The following is an 18090-nucleotide window of genomic DNA, read 5'->3' as shown; positions in this document are numbered from 1 at the left end:
ACCTCTATTCCCGTTCCCGCAGAAGATCTGCCGGAACTATTTTTTTCAGTTTTCGAAGCATCATCATGGAGCTGAACCCGACAGAGACGGCGGTCAGCCCAATGGCCTGCAGCAGCGCCTTTCCGTCGATAAAGCTGGGGATTGTATACATATCCGAAGCCATAGAGACCGAGATCAGCTGGCTGGCCCCCATGGACATGGGAATTCCGATGAGCACCGCGCCCGCGGCCAGCAGCCACTGTCCCGTGGAGATCACATCGAGACACTCCTTACTCTTTAATCCCAGCATCATCAGGGTGGACAGCTCCCGCTTCAGTTCCTCGAAGCTGATCAGGGAACTGATATAGATGACCGCAAAGCTGATGATAACGCCCAGCATGGACATGGAGGCCATGATGGCGCTCATGCTCCCCATCATGGACCGGTACTGGGAAAGTCTGTCCTGGCGGCTCTGGATTCCGGACACAGCGGCCGCATCCTCGAGACGTTCCCGCAGCTCCTCCTGAACCATGAGCGGAGCCTTCAGAAGAACGGTCGTGCACACATTGCGGTAATCGCTGATCCTGCCGGCGCCGTCGAAGGACATATAGGCGGAGCTCCCCATATACTGGGCGATCGTGTCCGTCACTGTGACGCGGCTGATCCGCTCCTTGGGATAGGGAACCTTCACCTCTATGGTGCTCCCCTTCTTCACGCCCATGACGTTCGCCATGTGCTCCGATATCACGATGCCCTCTTCTTCCGGATACGCGCGGCTTCCGTCCTCTTTGTACAGCCTTGTGAGGGAAGCCTCCGGCGAAATGGCCTGGATGGTGCAGTCCGTCTTTCCCCCCGGCCCCGACAGGGTGACCGCAAATTCCATCATCCCCTCCGCGTTTTCCACCTGCGGATGCTTTACCGCCTCCAGGGCATCCTCTAAAAGGACCGGCTGCTCAAACTGAACCATAATGTCCTGTCTCTGGGTCTTCTCCCAGTAATCGAAGATAAAGACGTCAAACAGGGAGTTCATGGACACCAGGGTAGCCGTAATCATATAGGCAAAGGCGATGCCGGCCACCGACATGGCCGTCCGCCGTCTGTTTCTGGAAAGGCTTCGAAGCGCCATGACGCCCGGAACCGTAAAGAGGTTTAAAAACCCCGGAATCCGCTCCAGAAATGACTGTCTGGCCGACTTGGGTGACGGGGGACGCAGCGCCTGGGCGGGCTTCATCTTCCCGATCACACCGGCGATAATCCAGGAGGTGCCGGAGCAGAAGATCCCCGCCAGCAGGATGCCTTCCAGCAGATAGGACACCGAAAGCGGAGCCGTCACATCCGGCAGGTTAAAGTATACCCGGTAATAGCCTGCCATAGGATCCGCCAGGGCATACCCCAGAAGCCCGCCGAACAGCCCGCCGAGCAAACCGGTCACCGCTCCGAAGCCCATGTAATGGAGCCTTATTTTCCTCAATGGGATTCCAATCGCCATCAGGGTTCCGATCTGGGTCCGCTGCTGCTCCACCATACGGCTCTGCGTGATATAGAGAATCACTCCTGCCACGGTCAGGAAGAGAAACGGCACCACGCCGGACATTTTCTCCAGCTGCTTGATCTCCTCGTCAACCATGGAGACGGCCAGCTGGTCCTCCCGGGCATAATGGGATATGAGACCGTAGGGCGTAAGCGCCTGTTCGATCCGGTCCTTCACGGCCTCCCAGTCGCTGCCGGGCTCCAGCTTAAACAAAAAGCTGTTACTATGGCCTTCCTGGCCGAACAGCTGGGCCATGGTCCGATATGAGGTAAATGCCGCGTCGTACACGGCCGGGCTGGGATACAGCTCGTTCATATTGCGGATCATGTAGATGTTTTCCGGCGTCAGGCCGATTCCCGTGATCTCCATGGGGACCCGCTTTCCTTCCACGACGATCTCTACCGTGTCCCCCGGATTTAAATTCCTGGCCTTTGCGATGCCGTCGCCGATAACGATCTCCTTTTTTCCCTCTTCCGGCAGCGTGCCGCGGGATAAGACCGGACGGTTCATCTGGCCCTCCGACCAGGATACGAGATGGAGCTCCACATCCTCTTCGTATCCGTATACCCTCGTGTCCTTCACGAGCCGGGCCTGCACCGTGCCGATTCCGGGAATCATCTTTAAGATTCCCGCCTCGGAGACGGGGGAATCGGTCACCTCGGCAAAGCCGTCGCAGAATTCGGACTGGGAAAAGAACATATCACGGGATTCGGCCAGATTGTCGTAGCACAGCTCCAGCACGGTAAAACCGCAGAAACCGATGGCAACGATCAGGATGCACAGTATGTAAGCCGTCATAGATCGCTTCATGTCGCGAATCATTTTTCTCAATAAAAGTTTCGTCATATCCGTCCCTTTCCGCCGCTACCAGTCCAGTTCTTCCGCCTGGCATGGATGCTCATTGACCGTGATACGCTCCAGCCTTCCGTCCTTCATGTGGAAGACGCGGTCCGCCACACGGGCCATCTCCGCGTTGTGGGTGATGGTCATGACGGGACAGTTTAAGCTTCTGCCCACCTCCAGGAGAAGCTTTACGATGGCCACGCTGTTTTTGCTGTCCAGCGCCCCCGTGGGCTCGTCGCACAAAAGAAGATCCGGCTTTTTTACAATGGCCCTGGCGATGGAGACCCGCTGCTGTTCTCCGCCTGACAGCTGGGCCGGAAAGTGTCTCTCTCTTCCGCCCAGCCCCACCATGGCGAGCACCTCCTTCGGGTCCATGTGCTCCTTCACAATGCTGGCCGCCAGCTCCACATTCTCTACGGCATTTAAGGAGGGGATGAGGTTGAAAAACTGAAATACGAAGCCTACGACATCCTTCCGGTAGTCGGAGAGCTGGTCCGCCGTATATCCCGTCAGTTCTCTGTCCTTGTACCAGATCTCACCGCCTGTGGGCTTATCCATCCCGCCTACGATATTTAGAAGGGTACTTTTCCCGGAGCCGGAGGGCCCCAGTACCACGATAAATTCTCCCTGTTCCACCTCGAAGGTGACATCCTTTAAGGCGTCCACCGCCACGCCCTCCCCTTCATACCGGACGGAGAGATGATCCGCTCTGATTACCGGTTTTCCTGCTGCCATTCTATGCCTCCGTTTTCTGATATTCTTCTTTATAAGCGATCTGCTTCAGCCATTTTTCCCAGACATAGAACTTTTCCATGATTTCCTTTATGGAAATGGACGCGTTGGATTTCCGCTTGTCATGCAGGTATCCCTCCGTCATCCAGACCAGCATCTCGTAGATTTCCATCGGTGGGACATCCGGCTTAAACTTACTGTAGTCCACATTTCTGAAATACTTCCTGAAGGCAGACGAAACCGACTCCATCGTCGCCCGGTTTAAGTCTTCCTTTACGATTCCGTCTTCAGAGTAATATCCCCGCACCATGAAATCAGCCAGATAAGGCGTCTTCTCCAGCACTTTGATCTTGGCCTCCGCCGCCATCTCCAGAAGCTCGAAAAAATCGGTGACTGTCTCCCATCTGGCCGCCTTGCCGCCGGGCTCATTTCCGCCGCTGGCGGGTTCATCTCCGCTGCCGCCGGGCTCATCTCCCATGACCTGGTTAATAATGAGACTGGCGCAGTAATCGAACAGATACAGGTACAGCGACTTTTTATTGTGAAAATAATAGAATAACAGCCCCTTGGATATCCCCGCTTTTCTCGCGATCTCGTCCGTCACCGCATGTCTGTAATCATTTTTTGAAAATACCTCCAGCCCGGCATTGATGATCCGCAGCTGTTTTTCCTGAGGAAGCTCATAAAACTGTTCATTCATCTTCCTGACCCCCTTAACCTGTTTGGTTTAACCGTTCTGGTCAGTTTTATTGTATCGCATTGACTGTATTTTACAACCCCCTGCAAGACCTTTAAACAATCATTTTTTCTCAGAAACGGTTCGTTCTCCTGTCCCGTCCGCGTACCGCAATGCCTGGCGGAGGATTTCAGTGGGCCGTGAACAGCAAAAAAATGAAACAGGATAAACTTGTAAACTTACAGAATTATGAAAAGCTGCTTTCGTCAATTACTTTAGCCGGGATTTCGGGGTTTTCGTTCCGCCAGGGAGCCGGGGCCGGAGCGCTTCCCCCAGTTTCGGCGATTTTTGCAGGACGTCGGCAGCTCTTAGGTCGGAAGGATACAAAAACAAGGGGAAAAATCTGACCTCAAAGTCAGATTTTTAGAGGACCTGAATCGGGAAGTCCTTCAGGAGTTCCCGATGAATGTCATCGGTACCCTTGTTTTTGTATCCTTCCGGCCTTAGAGATGCCCCGGCCGAAACCATGAGCTGAAACTGGGGGAAGCGCTCCGGCCCCGGCTCCCTGGCGGAACGAAAACCCCGAAATCTCTCTCAGCCTTATAAGGAACCACAATTCTTCATAATTCTGTAATTTTACAAGTTTATCCTGGAGAACGAAATAACCGTGGTAATTTCATTCGTTTTATGATACAATCGGTAAGTATTATGAGCAGGAACCCGTCGTTTTTAACGATATGGGGGCTTTTTGCGTGCTTTTTTGCGGGTAAACAGCCTCTGAGGACATAGATTCTAAAGAATAAAAAGGGGTACGAACATGAAAATCGGATTTGATAACAACAAGTACTTGCAGCTGCAGTCTGAGCACATCAGGGAGCGGATTAACCAGTTCGGCGATAAGCTGTATCTGGAATTCGGCGGAAAATTATTTGATGATTATCACGCCTCCAGAGTCCTTCCGGGATTCGCACCTGACAGCAAGTTAAGCATGCTGATGCAGCTCGCCGACCAGGCCGAGATCATCATCGCCATCAATGCCGCAGACATCGAGAAGAACAAGATACGTCACGATCTCGGCATCACCTACGATGTGGATGTACTCCGCCTGATTCAGTCCTTCACGGACCGGGGGCTCTATGTCGGCAGTGTCGTCATCACCCAGTACTCCGGACAGAAGGCAGCCGATCTCTTCAAGAGCAAGCTGGAAAAAATCGGCATACGTGTCTACCGCCACTACATCATCGACGGATATCCCAGCAATGTATCTCTGATTGTGAGCGACGAGGGATACGGCAGAAATGATTATATCGAAACAGCGAAGCCGCTCGTCATCATCACAGCGCCGGGACCGGGAAGCGGAAAGATGGCCACCTGCCTTTCCCAGCTCTACCATGAGAACAAGCGCGGCATCAAGGCCGGATACGCCAAGTTCGAGACCTTCCCGATCTGGAATATCCCGTTAAAGCATCCGGTAAACTTAGCCTATGAAGCGGCTACCGCCGATTTAAATGACGTCAACATGATCGACCCCTTCCATCTCGACGCCTACGGTGTTACCACGGTAAACTATAACCGCGACGTGGAGATTTTCCCGGTGTTAAGCGCCATTTTCGAGGGAATCTACGGCGAATGCCCCTACAAGTCTCCTACCGACATGGGTGTCAATATGGTCGGATGCTGTATTATGGATGACGAGGTATGTGCCGAGGCTTCCCGTCAGGAAATTATACGGCGCTACTATCAGGCGCTGGCCCGACTGGCCAAGGATATGGGCAGCAAGGATGAGGTCTATAAGATCGAGCTTCTGATGAAGCAGGCCAAGATCACCACCGACTTAAGACGCGTAGTCGGAGCGGCCAACGAGCGGGCGGAAAAGACCGGCTCCCCGGCGGCAGCCATGGAGCTGGATGACGGAACCATCATCACAGGCAAGACAACCAATCTTCTCGGCGCCTCCGCGGCCCTCCTGTTAAATGTGGTCAAGGTGCTGGGAAACATTTCTCATGACATTCATCTGATCGCACCTTCTGCCATCGAACCGATCCAGAAGTTAAAGGTCAATTACCTGGGCAGCAAGAACCCGCGTCTCCACACCGACGAGGTGCTGATCGCCCTGTCCGCCAGCGCGGCCACCGATCACAACGCACAGGTCGCCTTAGAGCAGCTTCCAAAGCTAAAGGGCCGCGAAGTTCACACTTCCGTCCTGCTCTCCGACGTGGATACGAAGATCTTCAAGAAGCTGGGCGTCAATCTGACATGCGAACCGATCTATGAGGAGAAAAAGATTTACCATTAATTCAGGAAAATAGAAAAAGAACGGGCGTCGCGGCCGGATATCATCGGCTGCGGCGCCCGTTTTCCTGTCCGGAAATGCCCGGCGGCTACTGGCTTTTATTCATTTTCCTGCAATGCGGATTCCCATTTTACACGGAGCAGCAGGACGATGGAGATCGCCGCCGCCATGTAGTTGGAGAATAAATTCCCCCAGAATACGGAATAATAGGCGAGGAAGCTTTCCGTTGCCAGTATAAACAGGTAACGGAGCAGCCATATTCGCAGCAGCCCCACCACCATCGGAACCTTTGTCTTTCCGAGGCCGATAAACGCCCCCTGGACTACCATGCAGATTCCGAAACCGACGACGGAATACGTGTAAATATGTAACGCGTGATTTGCGATCTCCAGCACATCCTGCTGGCGCGTAAACAGGGTCGTCAAATGGGACGAGGCCGGTACTATAATGGAAATAATAAGGACAGCCGTGATCATGCTGGCCACGCATCCGGTCACTGTACACTTCTTCGCCCGTGCGCCCTGTCCCGCGCCCACATTCATACTCACCATGGTTGTGATGGCAGCGCCGAAGGAGCTGGGCAGGTTAAAGCATACAGACGTGATGTTGTTGGCAATTCCCTGACCGTTTAAGACGACGGGTCCGTATTTCTGGGTCTCATTGTTGATGAGGAAGAATCCGAAATTCAGCATCAGGCTGGTCACCATGGCCGGGATGCCGACGCGGATCAGCTGATGGATCAGGACTCCGTCAAACCGAAAACCCTTCAGGGTCAGCTGGTTCTCTCCCTTCTGGATAAACAGCTCATAGAACATCCAGATACAGATGAGCATATTGGCGCAGAGCGAAGCCATGACACAGCCCACAATCCCCAGGCGGAGCCAGACGATAAAGACTACATTGAAAATTATTTTTAATACCAGCATTAAAACCATCCGGATAAATGTCGCTTCCGGCCGCCCGGTTGCATTCATAATAGCATTATAAATGCTTTCCAGGAAGGAAAACGGAAGAACCATGGCATATAAGGCGATATAAAGCCAGACATTATGAGAGATTTCCTGATCCACATGGCCCGATATTGGAAACGCGATGAGCACCAGAAGCGGCGCGATGCACAGGCCGAGGCAGAATGCGAAAACTACAGTCTGAGTGCTGATATGCTTCACCCGCTTAAAATTCCCCTGGCCGAAGGTCTGCCCGATAATGGCCATGGCGGCCACGCTTAAGCCCTGGGCCAGCGCGGTCATCATGTTTATGATCGGCTCGCTGTAGGTAACGGCGCTGGCCACCAGCGTACCCGCTACATTATTGATGAAGAGACCGTCGGACAGCGGCATCAGAGACTGCACCACGCTCATCATCAGGGTCGGAAACGACAGCATCATCAAGGTTCTTACGATACTGCCGTTCAGGATCAGTTCACGGCGTTCGGCCGCACCCGTTTTCAATATTCCAGTTTTCATGTTCCACACATCTCTTTCTTTTCTGTACAATTAAAATGTCACAAATTCTTACTATAGCACAATTTATCTGTTCCTGCATCCTGCTTTTTCCATTTTTAGCAGTTTGTTAATATTCCCTCTTCCCTTTCGCCGCCTCGTCTTAACGCTTTTTTATCCTTTGTAAAATCGGCGTTAAGCTTTTCATTTTCTATAGATTTTTCACGTCAGTCCGTTATAATCGAAGTAAAGAAACATTAAAATCCACGTAAAGTGAGGTAAGACATGAATGGTATGACAATCCCCATATCTGATTTTTTAACAGGACTCTCGTCCAGCCCGGCGTTTGCCGTTACCACGGTTCTGACGCTGGGCGTTATTCTGGTCAACGGCTGGACCGACGCCCCTAACGCCATCGCTACCTGCGTCTCTACCCGGGCCATCACCGCGAAGTATGCGATTCTGATGGCGGCCGTTTTCAATTTTCTGGGAGTTTTTCTCATGACCATGCTCAATCAGAGTGTGGCCTCCACCATTTACAATATGGTCGATTTTGGAGGCGACAGCCACCAGGCGCTGATTGCGCTCTGCGCCGGGCTGACCGCCATCGTCGCATGGGCCGTGGCCGCATGGTGGTTCGGAATTCCGACCAGCGAAAGCCACGCCCTGATCGCCGGCCTGTCAGGAGCCGCGATCGCCCTGCATAACGGCGTCGACGGAATCAATGCGTCCGAGTGGGTCAAGGTTCTCTATGGCCTCCTGCTCTCCACCGTTCTCGGCTTCGTCTCCGGCTGGATCTCTGTCCGGCTGGTGGAACTGCTCTTCCGGGACCGCGACCGCAGAAAGACAAACCGCTTCTTCGGCGGCGCCCAGATTGCCGGCGGAGCCGCCATGGCCTTCATGCACGGCGCTCAGGACGGCCAGAAATTCATGGGTGTCTTCATGCTTGGAATCTTCCTGGCCCAGGGAAATGTGGGCGAAGGCCATTTCTCCATTCCGGTCTGGCTGATGGTACTGTGCAGTATCGTCATGGCGCTCGGCACCTCCGTCGGTGGTTACCGCATCATCAAGGCGGTGGGCATGGACATGGTGAAGCTGGAGAAGTATCAGGGGTTTGCCGCCGACTTAGCCGGGGCCTTCTGCCTCTTCTTATCCTCCATCGCAGGGATTCCGGTCTCCACCACGCACACGAAGACCACCGCCATCATGGGCGTGGGGGCCGCAAAGCGGATTTCCTGTGTGGACTGGGGCGTCGTGAAGGAGATGGTCCTTACCTGGGTCTTAACATTTCCCGGCTGCGGTGTCATCGGCTTTTTCATGGCGAAACTGTTTCTCTGGATCTTTTAGAAAAAATGGAAGATATCGGGAGATAAATAACGATCAAACTATAAACAGCAAATAGAAAAGGAGTCAGAATCATGACAGGAAAACGAGATCATTTATATTTTGAACTGCTACAGGAAGGCGTCCGGTATGCGGTTGAAGCGGCGGCGCAGCTGCAGAACGATTTGGAGCACTTTGATGCCTCCGTGTTAAATCAGCAGATTGATACCATGCACGAGCTGGAGCACCAGGCCGATTTGACCAAACACCAGGCGATGGAAAAGCTGATCCGTGAATTCATCACTCCCCTGGAGCGCGAAGACATTCTGGGTCTCACCAGCGCGATCGACGATGTGACAGACAGCATTGAGGATGTGCTGCTGCGCCTCTACATGTTTAACATTCATGAGTTAAGGCCGGATGCCCTGGAATTTTCCCGTATCGTGGCACAGTGCTGTGCTGCTCTTCAGGATTTGATGGATGAGTTCCCTCATTTCCGGAAATCGAAAACCATAAGGGAAAAGATCATTGAGATCAACCATCTGGAAGAAATCGGAGACCGCCTCTACACGGAAGCCATGCACCGCCTTCACACGGAGCGTCCGGATGCCGTGGAAATCCTGTCCTGGACCACAATCTATGACCGGTTTGAAAAATGCTGCGACATGTGCGAGCACGTGGCCGACTCAGTGGAACTGGTAATATTGAAAAACAGCTGATGGTACAGGGCGCCGGAGAATGACTCTTCAGCGTCCCTGTGTCCTTCCTGCAAAAATCCGAAAGGGAGCGGTATTTCACATTCCCTTTCCTGCAAAATAAGCTTCATTGAACAGAACGGCCGGGTGATCCGGCTTTTTCTTTTTGGACTTCTCATGGTACTCCAATGCTTTTTCCCTTTCTCCCAGCCTGTCATAGCAGACACAGAGCTGAATATCCGGTATGAAATCACTGCAGTCCGGATTCACGAAGGCGCCGCTTTCCTCATTGGTCTTCTGATCCTTCGCCCGCAGATACCAGTAAACGGCCTGTTTCAAGTTACCCTTGTCGCTTCCCCCCTGTTCCATAAACCATTTTCCCGCCTCACAGCAGAGTTCCGGGCGGGGCAGGTCGTAACGAAAGCTTCGGAACAATGCCTGAAGGGCTTCTTCCCGTTTTCCCATTCTGGCGTAGCAATGGGAGAGATCCAGACAGGCACTGATATTATTTTCAATCCATCCTCTCCCCTCTTCCAGAAATGTCAGAAACATGGCCGCAGCCTCTTCATAACGCCCATGATAGAACAGCTCCCTGGCATAATAAAACTGATGTCTGGGATCCGTGATCCCTCCATGTTCTTTCATGGTCTCATAGATCTTCAAATTGCGGTCGGGATCCGAAGGGTGCAGCTTTCTGTGGCAGACGGCCGCCTTGCCATAAAGGATGGTTCCGGCCGGTGTGATTACCTCGTGAACCGCTCCCTGCCAGAGAAATCTCCTGCTTCGTTTCAGAAGGCGCTCCCGGTAATACGTCATGGTGGGGTTCCCCTTCTGGTCGAAGGCCACCTGATACGGCATCATGACGACATCCGTGCTCCCATCCAGCTCCTCTTTCATCTGCTGAAATTTCTTCCTGTCCTCTTCTTCGATCACGTCATCCGCATCCAGCCACATCTGATAATCCATAGTCGCTTTTGAAAAGGAAAAATTGCGCGCTGCCGAGAAATCATCAATCCACGGAAAGTCGTATACCGCGTTCGTAAACCGGCCGGCAATTTCCTTTGTCTTGTCCGTGGACCCCGTGTCCACAATGATGATTTCATCCACGATATCTTTCACACTCTCCAGGCACCGCCCCAGAACATCCTCCTCATTCCGTACAATCATACACAGGCTCACCGTCGCCATTTTATCTCATCCTTTCTGATTTTTGTCCGCAAAATACGCATAGGCTCTTACGGTTATCATATGCAAAACACAGCCGGAACGAACCTTTCGGTTCAGTCCGGCTGTGTTCAGACTTCCTTCTGCTATTGATAGATGCTGGCTTTTATTTCCTGAATGATCTTATCGAGGCCAAGCTCGTTACACTCACTGATCAGCCCCATTGTAACAAATTTCTTATAAGCCGCCGTCAGACCGCTCCGGTCACCGGATTCAGTCAAGTCGATCATCTCATCAATAAAAGCTAAAATCTCACTGTCCGCATCTTCCTTCTTCGAATAGTTCTCATACAACACCTGCAGTTCCTGGGCCAGCGGCCCTCTTACTGCATTTCTGCTGACGGTTTTTACTTTAGCTGGTGTCGTATCCTTAGCGGTGTCTTCCTCTGAGCTCTTTACTGCCTTTCCATTTTCATCAAACAGAATCTCTACGGCAGTGCCGTCCTCTGTCAAACTTTTAACTGCCTCGTAAAACCCGGCTGCAGAGTCCTCATCATGAGCTGAAAAAGAAATAATATCTCCATCCAAAAGCTTCATATGAACCATTTTCTCTGCGCTGCCGGTCCGATGGTACAGCAGCCACACAGCGGCAGAGGCAGCCAGGGCGATCAGCATGCACACAACATGCGTACCCGCTAATGCTATAAATAAAAGGATAAGGAACAGTTCCGCCGGAAACGGTTTCACCGTCAGCTCCCCCAGCCATACCTGGGAAATCCCTGATGACCGCACCATATGATTTTCCCAGCTTATGAGACCATCTTTTATCTGTATGTTAGAAATCTTATACTGAGTTTCCTGGTTTTTTCCTGACATAATGTATCCTTCCAAAATCAAAATCACACTTCTCCTACAACGGTTGCGATTAATGTAGGATTTGCTATTATTGCGCTTCCCCCCATATCGAATTCTTCAATATCCACTAAGACGCTATAGACGCAGCATTTCTCTGCCGCTGCATTGCGGTCATACACAGACAGCGTAAAACTATTCGCCTCCGAACATACTTTATCCTGATAGTATAATATCCCTGCACTGACTGGAACAGTAACCCCCTGACCACTTTCCTGCCTCAAAATTTGAAATCTCAGCCGCAGTTTTAGTTTCTCAGCAATAATATTACAGGAAAAAGCCAATTGGATCAGTATATTTTTATATCCAGAGGTATCCAAACTAAGAGAAGCCACATGAAATGTGGCTCTCTTATCTGTTCCTTCAGGCAGGACAACTCCCCCAAAATCAGCGTTTTTAATGAATATATTTTCTTTGCGGCATACATCTTCAGAAGAATGCGGGCGCTGTTTCATTTGGGGGAAAGGGTATTGCCCCACATTATATCTTGGCTGATTGAATTTCGGGGGAATGCAGTTACATGTTCCAGAACTTGTTTGACAACCATGTCCAAATAACCTGTAATACATTGCTACTCCTTTAAGCTAATTAGCAACCGGTAGCGTTATCAACAACAATTGCTCCAAGAGTCGCATTGTTAATAGAAGTAACACCAACCGTCGCAACACCTGCAACCGTTGCAACTACACTGTAAGTGCAGCATTCTGCATCGCAGATATCGCAGTCACATACGAAAAATGTGAACGAATCACTTTCAGTAACCGCAACGAGGCGGGAGAACGTCCAGACAGGACCAACCGGAATCGGAACCAGCTGATTTTTACACTGTTTGAAAATCTGGAAATTCAGGGAAAGAACTGCCACAGTAGTAACGATGTTGCTGGCAAATTCAAATTTAATACACGGTTTACGGTATCCTTTTGTATCCACTGTTACAGTCGCAACTGTAAAGTTTGTTCCTGCAATCGTTGCCAGAGGAAGAGTCACCGCACCAGGACAGCCGCATTTTAATGTTGTTCTGTTCGGAGCGAGAGTTCTGTTTCTTTCACATTCACAGTAACATTTGCAGTCACAATCACAGGATTCTCTCTGATCACACTCACAGTTATTATAGTTCATATCACTCATAATGGAACCTCCATATTATTTCTTTTATTAATACCCTGATGGTATACTACAGTATATTTAAAAATTGGAAAAAGGTTACATACCGGGATTGGGGCATCTTGCCTGTCCTTTGGCTGGTGGGGACATGGGGGCGGCATAGGGGGTGGGGGGACCCGGAGACAAATTGATTGGGCGAACAGGATATGGGGGAGAAGGGGGATTGGCGGCAGATTTGAGGGTGGGGTGGAGACAGTTTTTTTGAGGAATTATGAGGATTTCCGAAAAGCAAATTAAGGTATGAACTGGAAGGATAATAAGGGGGAATCGGCAAATGGGATGAGGCATGGATCCAGATACGAATTGAAGGTATCGAGAACAGCATTTAAGGTATTCTGAACAGGCGGATTCATAAGAATCCGCCTGACTTATGTGGTCTGTTTTAATCCAGGCCTTTTGCTTTTCCTTTGTTTATTGCTGCTAATTAATCTGATTTACGGACCATACAATACCACTGCCGGAACCACCTAAATTCAGCCCGATCGTAAGTCCGTTTGCTACATAGTAAAGTCCGATGATATCACCAGCATTTAGCTGTACCTCTCCAGCCAATGTTACAGTTCCGCTGCCCAATATCGTTCTTAATGACAGTATCAGCGCAATATTAACATTTAAGATAGGAAATAAACCTGTAATCAAACTGGTCACCGTCGGTGAGCTTCTCTGTACAACAAATGCAGGGTTAATTCCCGCCCCCAGTGCGATCGTGATTACCGCTGTCGTTGCATAGTTAATTGTCGCTTCTATAATATATCTGCCTGTGGCCGGCACAGTATAATTTCCAGTCGTCGGATTAAAATTTCCACTGTTGAAATATGGGGCGGCCACCGACCAGCCAGTTAGCTGACTGCTGGCAGATACACTGGCTGTTGAAAGAAATGCTGAAAAACCTTCACTGGTGACAGTCGGACCTGTGGCACCTGTTGGGCCTGTGGGGCCTTGTGGACCGGTTGCTCCTGTCGGGCCGGTGATTCCCTGCGCCCCCGTGGCACCTGTCGGGCCGGTGGGGCCTATGACGCCTTGCGGGCCTGTCGCTCCGGTTGGGCCGGTGGGGCCTATGACACCTTGCGGGCCTGTCGCTCCGGTTGGGCCGGTAGGGCCTGTGACGCCTTGCGGGCCTGTCGCTCCGGTTGGGCCGGTGGGGCCTGTGACGCCTTGCGGGCCCGTTGCTCCGGTTGGGCCGATAGGACCTGTGACGCCTTGCGGACCTGTCGCTCCGGTTGGGCCGGTGGGGCCTATGACGCCTTGCGGGCCCGTTGCTCCTGTCGGGCCGGTGGGGCCTATGACGCCTTGCGGGCCTGTCGGGCCTGTCACTCCGGTTGGGCCGGTAGGACCTGTGACGCCTTGCGGGCCCGTTGCTCCGGTTGGGCCGGTGGGGCCTATGACGCCTTGCGGACCCGTCGCTCCGGTTGGTCCTGTGGGGCCTGTGACGCCTTGCGGGCCTGTCGCTCCGGTTGGACCTATCACGCCTTGCGAACCGGTTGCTCCCGTCGCGCCTGTAGGACCTATGGCTCCTTGTGGACCCGTCACTCCTGTCGCTCCGGTGTTTCCCGTTGGGCCTATGATTCCTTGTGGTCCGGTTGCTCCTGTCACTCCCGTTGGTCCTATATCCCCTTGTGGACCCGTAGCTCCTGTCAATCCTGTTGGACCAATTACACCTTGTGGACCGGTTGAGCCTGTCGCTCCTTGCGGACCTGTGGCTCCTGTTGATCCTGTTAAACCTGTTGGCCCTTGCGGTCCGGTTGCTCCTGTCGATCCTGTTAAACCGGTCGGCCCTTGCGGTCCGGTTGCTCCTGTCACTCCTTGTGAGCCTGTTGGGCCTGTCGCTCCTTGTGGTCCAGTAACTCCTGTCGCTCCTGTAGGACCCATCGTCCCTGTAGGACCTGTTGCGCCCTGCGGGCCGGTTGCTCCTGTCGCTCCCGTAGGACCAGTCGGACCTGCTGATCCAGCATTTAATACACTGATACCAGCATTAACCGGGACCACATCTGATAGACTGACCTCCGTAGCTAATTCATTTCTTAATGAAATACTAAAACCTGCTGTAACTGTCAAAACTGCGGAGCCAAATATCTCTCCATTTTTTATTCCACTGCCAGCGGTATAACTACTGGAAGGCGTTTCGTTAGTCACAATCGAAAAACTTGGACCGAATACGCCAAGTGCTGTTTTGACAGTCACAAACCATGATACATAGTATTGCCCCGCATTTATAAACGTTATCATACCATCTGCCGGATTATACGTTACATTGGTATCAGAATCAACCAATATTTCGTTAAACAATACTGCGGCATTTGCAGATACTATAAGGGGCGTCGTATTTTGTAACTGTAATCCTAAACCAGCCATTATAACACCTCTTTTAAAACCTTTTATTCTTAGCCATATTCAAATATGGCTTACACTTTAGCCTCTACTATACGCATACTCGCCTGAACAGTTATATCTGATAACGTCAATGCCGCACCTGATTGGTTTACCAGCTGCATTGTAAATGGTAATTGACCAGCCGTTACTTGAAGAATCGCATTCCCATAAAATTGTCCCGGTATGGATGGCGGTGCATAACTTTCGCCAATTATAGCGGACGTCGTAGCATTAACCAAGTTTACTACAACAAAATCAAGATCTCCTGATCCGTCTAAATTCAACCACCAATCAACAAAATATAAACCTTCTGTCGTAATTTCAATTGTCCCAGCCGTATTTGTGATATCCGGAGTTAAATTTGTAAAGACTGTATCAAAAGTAAATACTCCTCCATCCGCAACATTGTTTCCCGAACTATTTTTAACTTCAAGCTGAATACCACCAACCACTCCTGATGGGCCTGTTGCTCCCGTTGCCCCAGTCGGGCCCGTTGCTCCGGTATTTCCTTGAGGTCCTGTTGCTCCTGTCGGGCCTATATCTCCTTGTGGACCTGTTGCTCCCGTTGCCCCAGTCGGGCCTGTCGCTCCGGTATTTCCTTGCGGGCCCGTTGCTCCTGTTGGACCCGTATCTCCTTGTGGACCTGTTGCTCCTGTCGGGCCCGTTGCTCCTGTTGGACCTATATCTCCTTGTGGACCTGTCACTCCGGTATTTCCTTGCGGGCCTGTTGCTCCTGTTGGACCTATATCTCCTTGTGGTCCTGTTGCTCCCGTTGCCCCAGTCGGGCCTGTCGCTCCGGTATTTCCTTGTGGTCCTGTTGCTCCAGTCGGGCCTGTCGCTCCGGTATTTCCCTGCGGGCCTGTTGCTCCTGTTGGACCTATATCTCCTTGTGGTCCTGTTGCTCCTGTCGGACCCGTTACTCCGGTATTTCCCTGCGGGCCTGTCGCTCCGGTATTTCCTTGCGGTCCCGTTGCTCCTGTTGAACCTGTATCTCCTTGTGGACCCGTTGCTCCTGTCGGGCCCGTTACTCCGGTATTTCCCTGCGGTCCTGTTGCACCTGTTGGACCGATATCTCCTTGTGGTCCTGTTGCTCCTGTCGGACCCGTTACTCCGGTATTTCCCTGCGGTCCTGTTGCTCCTGTCGGGCCTGTTGCTCCCGTTGCCCCAGTCGGGCCTGTATCACCTTGTGGTCCTGTTGCTCCTGTCGGACCCGTCACTCCGGTATTTCCCTGCGGTCCTGTTGCTCCCGTTTCCCCAGTCGGGCCTGTATCACCTTGCAGTCCTGTTGCTCCCGTCGGACCCGTTACTCCGGTATTTCCCTGCGGACCTGTCGCTCCTGTTGAACCAGTTACTCCTGTCGGGCCTATATCTCCTTGTGGACCTGTCGCTCCCGTCGGACCTGTTGACCCGGTATTTCCCTGCGGACCTGTTGCTCCCGTTGAACCAGTTGCACCCGTCGGCCCTATATCTCCCTGTGGGCCTGTCGCTCCCGTCGGACCTGTTGACCCGGTATTTCCCTGCGGACCTGTCGCCCCCGTTGCGCCAGTTACCCCCGTTGGACCTATATCCCCTTGTGGGCCCGTTGCTCCTGTCGCCCCAGTCGGGCCTATATCTCCCTGCGGACCGGTCACTCCCGTTGCACCAGTCGGGCCAGTCGCTCCGGTTGCACCAGTGGCACCAGTTGGGCCAGTGGGACCCCCCTTACCGATATTGACTACTGCGATTCCAGCCATAACTTCTACATTATCATTAAGCCTAACTCCGCCATTCGTCACATTTCGAAGTGTAAAACTAAATCCGGCACTTACATTGAGAAGTGCAAAGCCGGATATTTCTCCTGTTTTTATACCGCTTCCAGCCGTATAATACGTAGGCGTGGCTTCATTGGTCACAATAGAAAAGCTTGGCCCAGATGTGCCAAGCCCCGTTTTCGTCACCACAAACCAAGATACATAATATTCGCCTTCCTGCACAAAGGATATTGTTCCATCAGCAGGATTATAAACTACGTTTGGATCATCGTTGACGAGCGTCTCATTGAACAGGACCGCACCGCCCACAGCGATATAATCAGCAATAGTATTTTGAAGTTGTAATCCTATATCAGCCATAATATCACCATCCCTAAATTCTATATAAATCGCAATGTTTCATTGCGTAAACTTCTGATTTGATCAATTGTTTTTGTAAATACCCGCCTAGCAAGTAATTCCTGCAATCACAATATTAGCCTGTACCGAAGCCTCCGTGTACCTCACGGTATCTCCGCTTATATTTACAAGTGAGAGCCTTCCCGGTGTTTTTCCCGTCGTAATAAGAGCTGTTCCTGACAGCTGACAGGTTACCTGTGAAGACGAACTGACTGAGATCATGACATTGTTAACTACCACACAAAAATCAATACTCTGCACAGTCTCTGACCCGTCAATAGCCACCTCCCAGGAAACATAGTAGCTTCTATTGGAAGGTAATGTGAACTCTCCCGTCATATCATTATATTGGATTCTTGGATTTGACTGGTTTACCATTTTATCAAACACGACATTGGTGTTGTTCTCTAAAAGCGCTCTGGCCGCCCCGCGCAGCTGTACCTGTACACCACTTAAGTTACAGGACCTCTGTTCCGGAGGACAGACGGGACAACAGCGCTTGCAGCAGCATCTGTTACAAGAGGTGTTCTCACAATTCCTCACATCACCGTGTCCGCGGTTATCATTATCATTGTCCCTAAGCATCACGCATGTTCCTTTCCTGATTAAGCTGCAAATCAATATGCTGCATGAATGGAGCTGCCAGGTATATCGTGCCATGCAGCCGAAACCGATATTTTAAATTTACTCCATTCCCAGGCGCCATCTGTTTCGTCCCTGAAATCAGACGCACAGATGGATCAAATACACCTAGGCTATTATATGCGTAGGCTTGTATTATGTCACAAACACACATTACCACATTGGAGTCATTTAC

General features: G+C 51.6%; 14 protein-coding genes. 3 read left to right on the top strand and 11 right to left on the bottom strand.

What is annotated here, in order from left to right; genetic code table 11:
* Nucleotides 1-4: 4 nt before the first annotated feature.
* From H8S80_RS01615 to H8S80_RS01605, 3 genes are read right to left on the bottom strand one after another with little or no spacing between them, the layout of a single operon-like run.
* The gene (locus H8S80_RS01615) at nucleotides 5-2356 is read right to left on the bottom strand and encodes an ABC transporter permease (protein WP_117632792.1); all 2352 of its coding nucleotides are present in this window, start codon (nucleotides 2354-2356) and stop codon (nucleotides 5-7) included.
* 18 nt (nucleotides 2357-2374) lie between these two features.
* Nucleotides 2375-3088 carry an ABC transporter ATP-binding protein gene (locus H8S80_RS01610; RefSeq protein ID WP_002600635.1) on the bottom strand — a complete coding sequence of 238 codons (714 nt, stop codon included), beginning with the start codon at nucleotides 3086-3088 and terminating at the stop codon, nucleotides 2375-2377.
* 1 nt (nucleotide 3089) lies between these two features.
* A complete protein-coding gene (locus H8S80_RS01605; protein ID WP_117632793.1) occupies nucleotides 3090-3785 on the bottom strand; it encodes a TetR/AcrR family transcriptional regulator in 696 nt (231 codons plus the stop codon).
* Nucleotides 3786-4578: 793 nt separating this feature from the next.
* Here H8S80_RS01605 and H8S80_RS01600 point away from each other — a divergent pair.
* Nucleotides 4579-6057: a DUF1846 domain-containing protein gene (locus tag H8S80_RS01600; protein ID WP_002600637.1), complete on the top strand. Its 1479-nt coding sequence runs from the start codon at nucleotides 4579-4581 to the stop codon at nucleotides 6055-6057.
* 95 nt (nucleotides 6058-6152) lie between these two features.
* On the opposite strand, the gene H8S80_RS01595 is transcribed toward H8S80_RS01600, so the two are convergent.
* Entirely contained in the window at nucleotides 6153-7520 is a 1368-nt protein-coding gene (locus tag H8S80_RS01595) for an MATE family efflux transporter (protein WP_025529687.1), read from the bottom strand.
* Between the two features lie 270 nt (nucleotides 7521-7790).
* On the opposite strand from H8S80_RS01595, the gene H8S80_RS01590 reads away from it, so the two are divergent.
* Together H8S80_RS01590 and H8S80_RS01585 are read left to right on the top strand one after the other, a co-directional pair.
* Nucleotides 7791-8843, top strand: a complete 1053-nt coding sequence (locus H8S80_RS01590; protein ID WP_117633446.1) for an inorganic phosphate transporter — start codon at nucleotides 7791-7793, stop codon at nucleotides 8841-8843.
* A gap of 71 nt (nucleotides 8844-8914) precedes the next feature.
* Nucleotides 8915-9538: a DUF47 domain-containing protein gene (locus H8S80_RS01585; RefSeq protein ID WP_002600640.1), complete on the top strand. Its 624-nt coding sequence runs from the start codon at nucleotides 8915-8917 to the stop codon at nucleotides 9536-9538.
* 75 nt (nucleotides 9539-9613) lie between these two features.
* Here H8S80_RS01585 and H8S80_RS01580 read toward each other — a convergent pair whose 3' ends face one another.
* The 7 genes from H8S80_RS01580 to H8S80_RS01550 all read right to left on the bottom strand — a co-directional run bounded on the left by H8S80_RS01580 (nucleotide 9614) and on the right by H8S80_RS01550 (nucleotide 17858).
* Nucleotides 9614-10702 (bottom strand): glycosyltransferase, encoded by a 1089-nt coding sequence (locus tag H8S80_RS01580; protein WP_117633409.1) that lies wholly within the window; start codon nucleotides 10700-10702, stop codon nucleotides 9614-9616.
* Between the two features lie 122 nt (nucleotides 10703-10824).
* Nucleotides 10825-11553, bottom strand: coding sequence for a hypothetical protein (locus H8S80_RS01575; protein WP_147338570.1), 729 nt, complete (start codon nucleotides 11551-11553; stop codon nucleotides 10825-10827).
* 23 nt (nucleotides 11554-11576) lie between these two features.
* Entirely contained in the window at nucleotides 11577-12158 is a 582-nt protein-coding gene (locus H8S80_RS01570; RefSeq protein ID WP_117633411.1) for a DUF4489 domain-containing protein, read from the bottom strand.
* Between the two features lie 19 nt (nucleotides 12159-12177).
* The gene (locus tag H8S80_RS01565) at nucleotides 12178-12717 is read right to left on the bottom strand and encodes a DUF4489 domain-containing protein (RefSeq protein ID WP_117633412.1); all 540 of its coding nucleotides are present in this window, start codon (nucleotides 12715-12717) and stop codon (nucleotides 12178-12180) included.
* A 456-nt stretch (nucleotides 12718-13173) separates the two neighbouring features.
* A complete protein-coding gene (locus H8S80_RS01560; RefSeq protein WP_117633413.1) occupies nucleotides 13174-15105 on the bottom strand; it encodes a collagen-like domain-containing protein in 1932 nt (643 codons plus the stop codon).
* Nucleotides 15106-15155: 50 nt separating this feature from the next.
* Nucleotides 15156-17234 (bottom strand): collagen-like protein, encoded by a 2079-nt coding sequence (locus tag H8S80_RS01555; RefSeq protein WP_117633414.1) that lies wholly within the window; start codon nucleotides 17232-17234, stop codon nucleotides 15156-15158.
* Between the two features lie 87 nt (nucleotides 17235-17321).
* The gene (locus H8S80_RS01550) at nucleotides 17322-17858 is read right to left on the bottom strand and encodes a hypothetical protein (protein ID WP_117633415.1); all 537 of its coding nucleotides are present in this window, start codon (nucleotides 17856-17858) and stop codon (nucleotides 17322-17324) included.
* Nucleotides 17859-18090 lie beyond the last annotated feature (232 nt).

Source organism: Hungatella sp. L36, from assembly GCF_014288035.1.
Note: the sequence above shows the minus strand (reverse complement) of the source record. Positions and strands in the feature narration are given on the sequence as shown.

What these genes read in the sequence shown, in the direction of transcription:
- H8S80_RS01615 (WP_117632792.1), bottom strand. Translation starts at nt 2,356, where the DNA reads ATGACGAAACTTTTATTGAGAAAAATGATTCGCGACATGAAGCGATCT.
- H8S80_RS01610 (WP_002600635.1), bottom strand. Translation starts at nt 3,088, where the DNA reads ATGGCAGCAGGAAAACCGGTAATCAGAGCGGATCATCTCTCCGTCCGG.
- H8S80_RS01605 (WP_117632793.1), bottom strand. Translation starts at nt 3,785, where the DNA reads ATGAATGAACAGTTTTATGAGCTTCCTCAGGAAAAACAGCTGCGGATC.
- H8S80_RS01600 (WP_002600637.1), top strand. Translation starts at nt 4,579, where the DNA reads ATGAAAATCGGATTTGATAACAACAAGTACTTGCAGCTGCAGTCTGAG.
- H8S80_RS01595 (WP_025529687.1), bottom strand. Translation starts at nt 7,520, where the DNA reads ATGAAAACTGGAATATTGAAAACGGGTGCGGCCGAACGCCGTGAACTG.
- H8S80_RS01590 (WP_117633446.1), top strand. Translation starts at nt 7,791, where the DNA reads ATGACAATCCCCATATCTGATTTTTTAACAGGACTCTCGTCCAGCCCG.
- H8S80_RS01585 (WP_002600640.1), top strand. Translation starts at nt 8,915, where the DNA reads ATGACAGGAAAACGAGATCATTTATATTTTGAACTGCTACAGGAAGGC.
- H8S80_RS01580 (WP_117633409.1), bottom strand. Translation starts at nt 10,702, where the DNA reads ATGGCGACGGTGAGCCTGTGTATGATTGTACGGAATGAGGAGGATGTT.
- H8S80_RS01575 (WP_147338570.1), bottom strand. Translation starts at nt 11,553, where the DNA reads ATGTCAGGAAAAAACCAGGAAACTCAGTATAAGATTTCTAACATACAG.
- H8S80_RS01570 (WP_117633411.1), bottom strand. Translation starts at nt 12,158, where the DNA reads ATGTATTACAGGTTATTTGGACATGGTTGTCAAACAAGTTCTGGAACA.
- H8S80_RS01565 (WP_117633412.1), bottom strand. Translation starts at nt 12,717, where the DNA reads ATGAGTGATATGAACTATAATAACTGTGAGTGTGATCAGAGAGAATCC.
- H8S80_RS01560 (WP_117633413.1), bottom strand. Translation starts at nt 15,105, where the DNA reads ATGGCTGGTTTAGGATTACAGTTACAAAATACGACGCCCCTTATAGTA.
- H8S80_RS01555 (WP_117633414.1), bottom strand. Translation starts at nt 17,234, where the DNA reads ATGGCTGATATAGGATTACAACTTCAAAATACTATTGCTGATTATATC.
- H8S80_RS01550 (WP_117633415.1), bottom strand. Translation starts at nt 17,858, where the DNA reads ATGCTTAGGGACAATGATAATGATAACCGCGGACACGGTGATGTGAGG.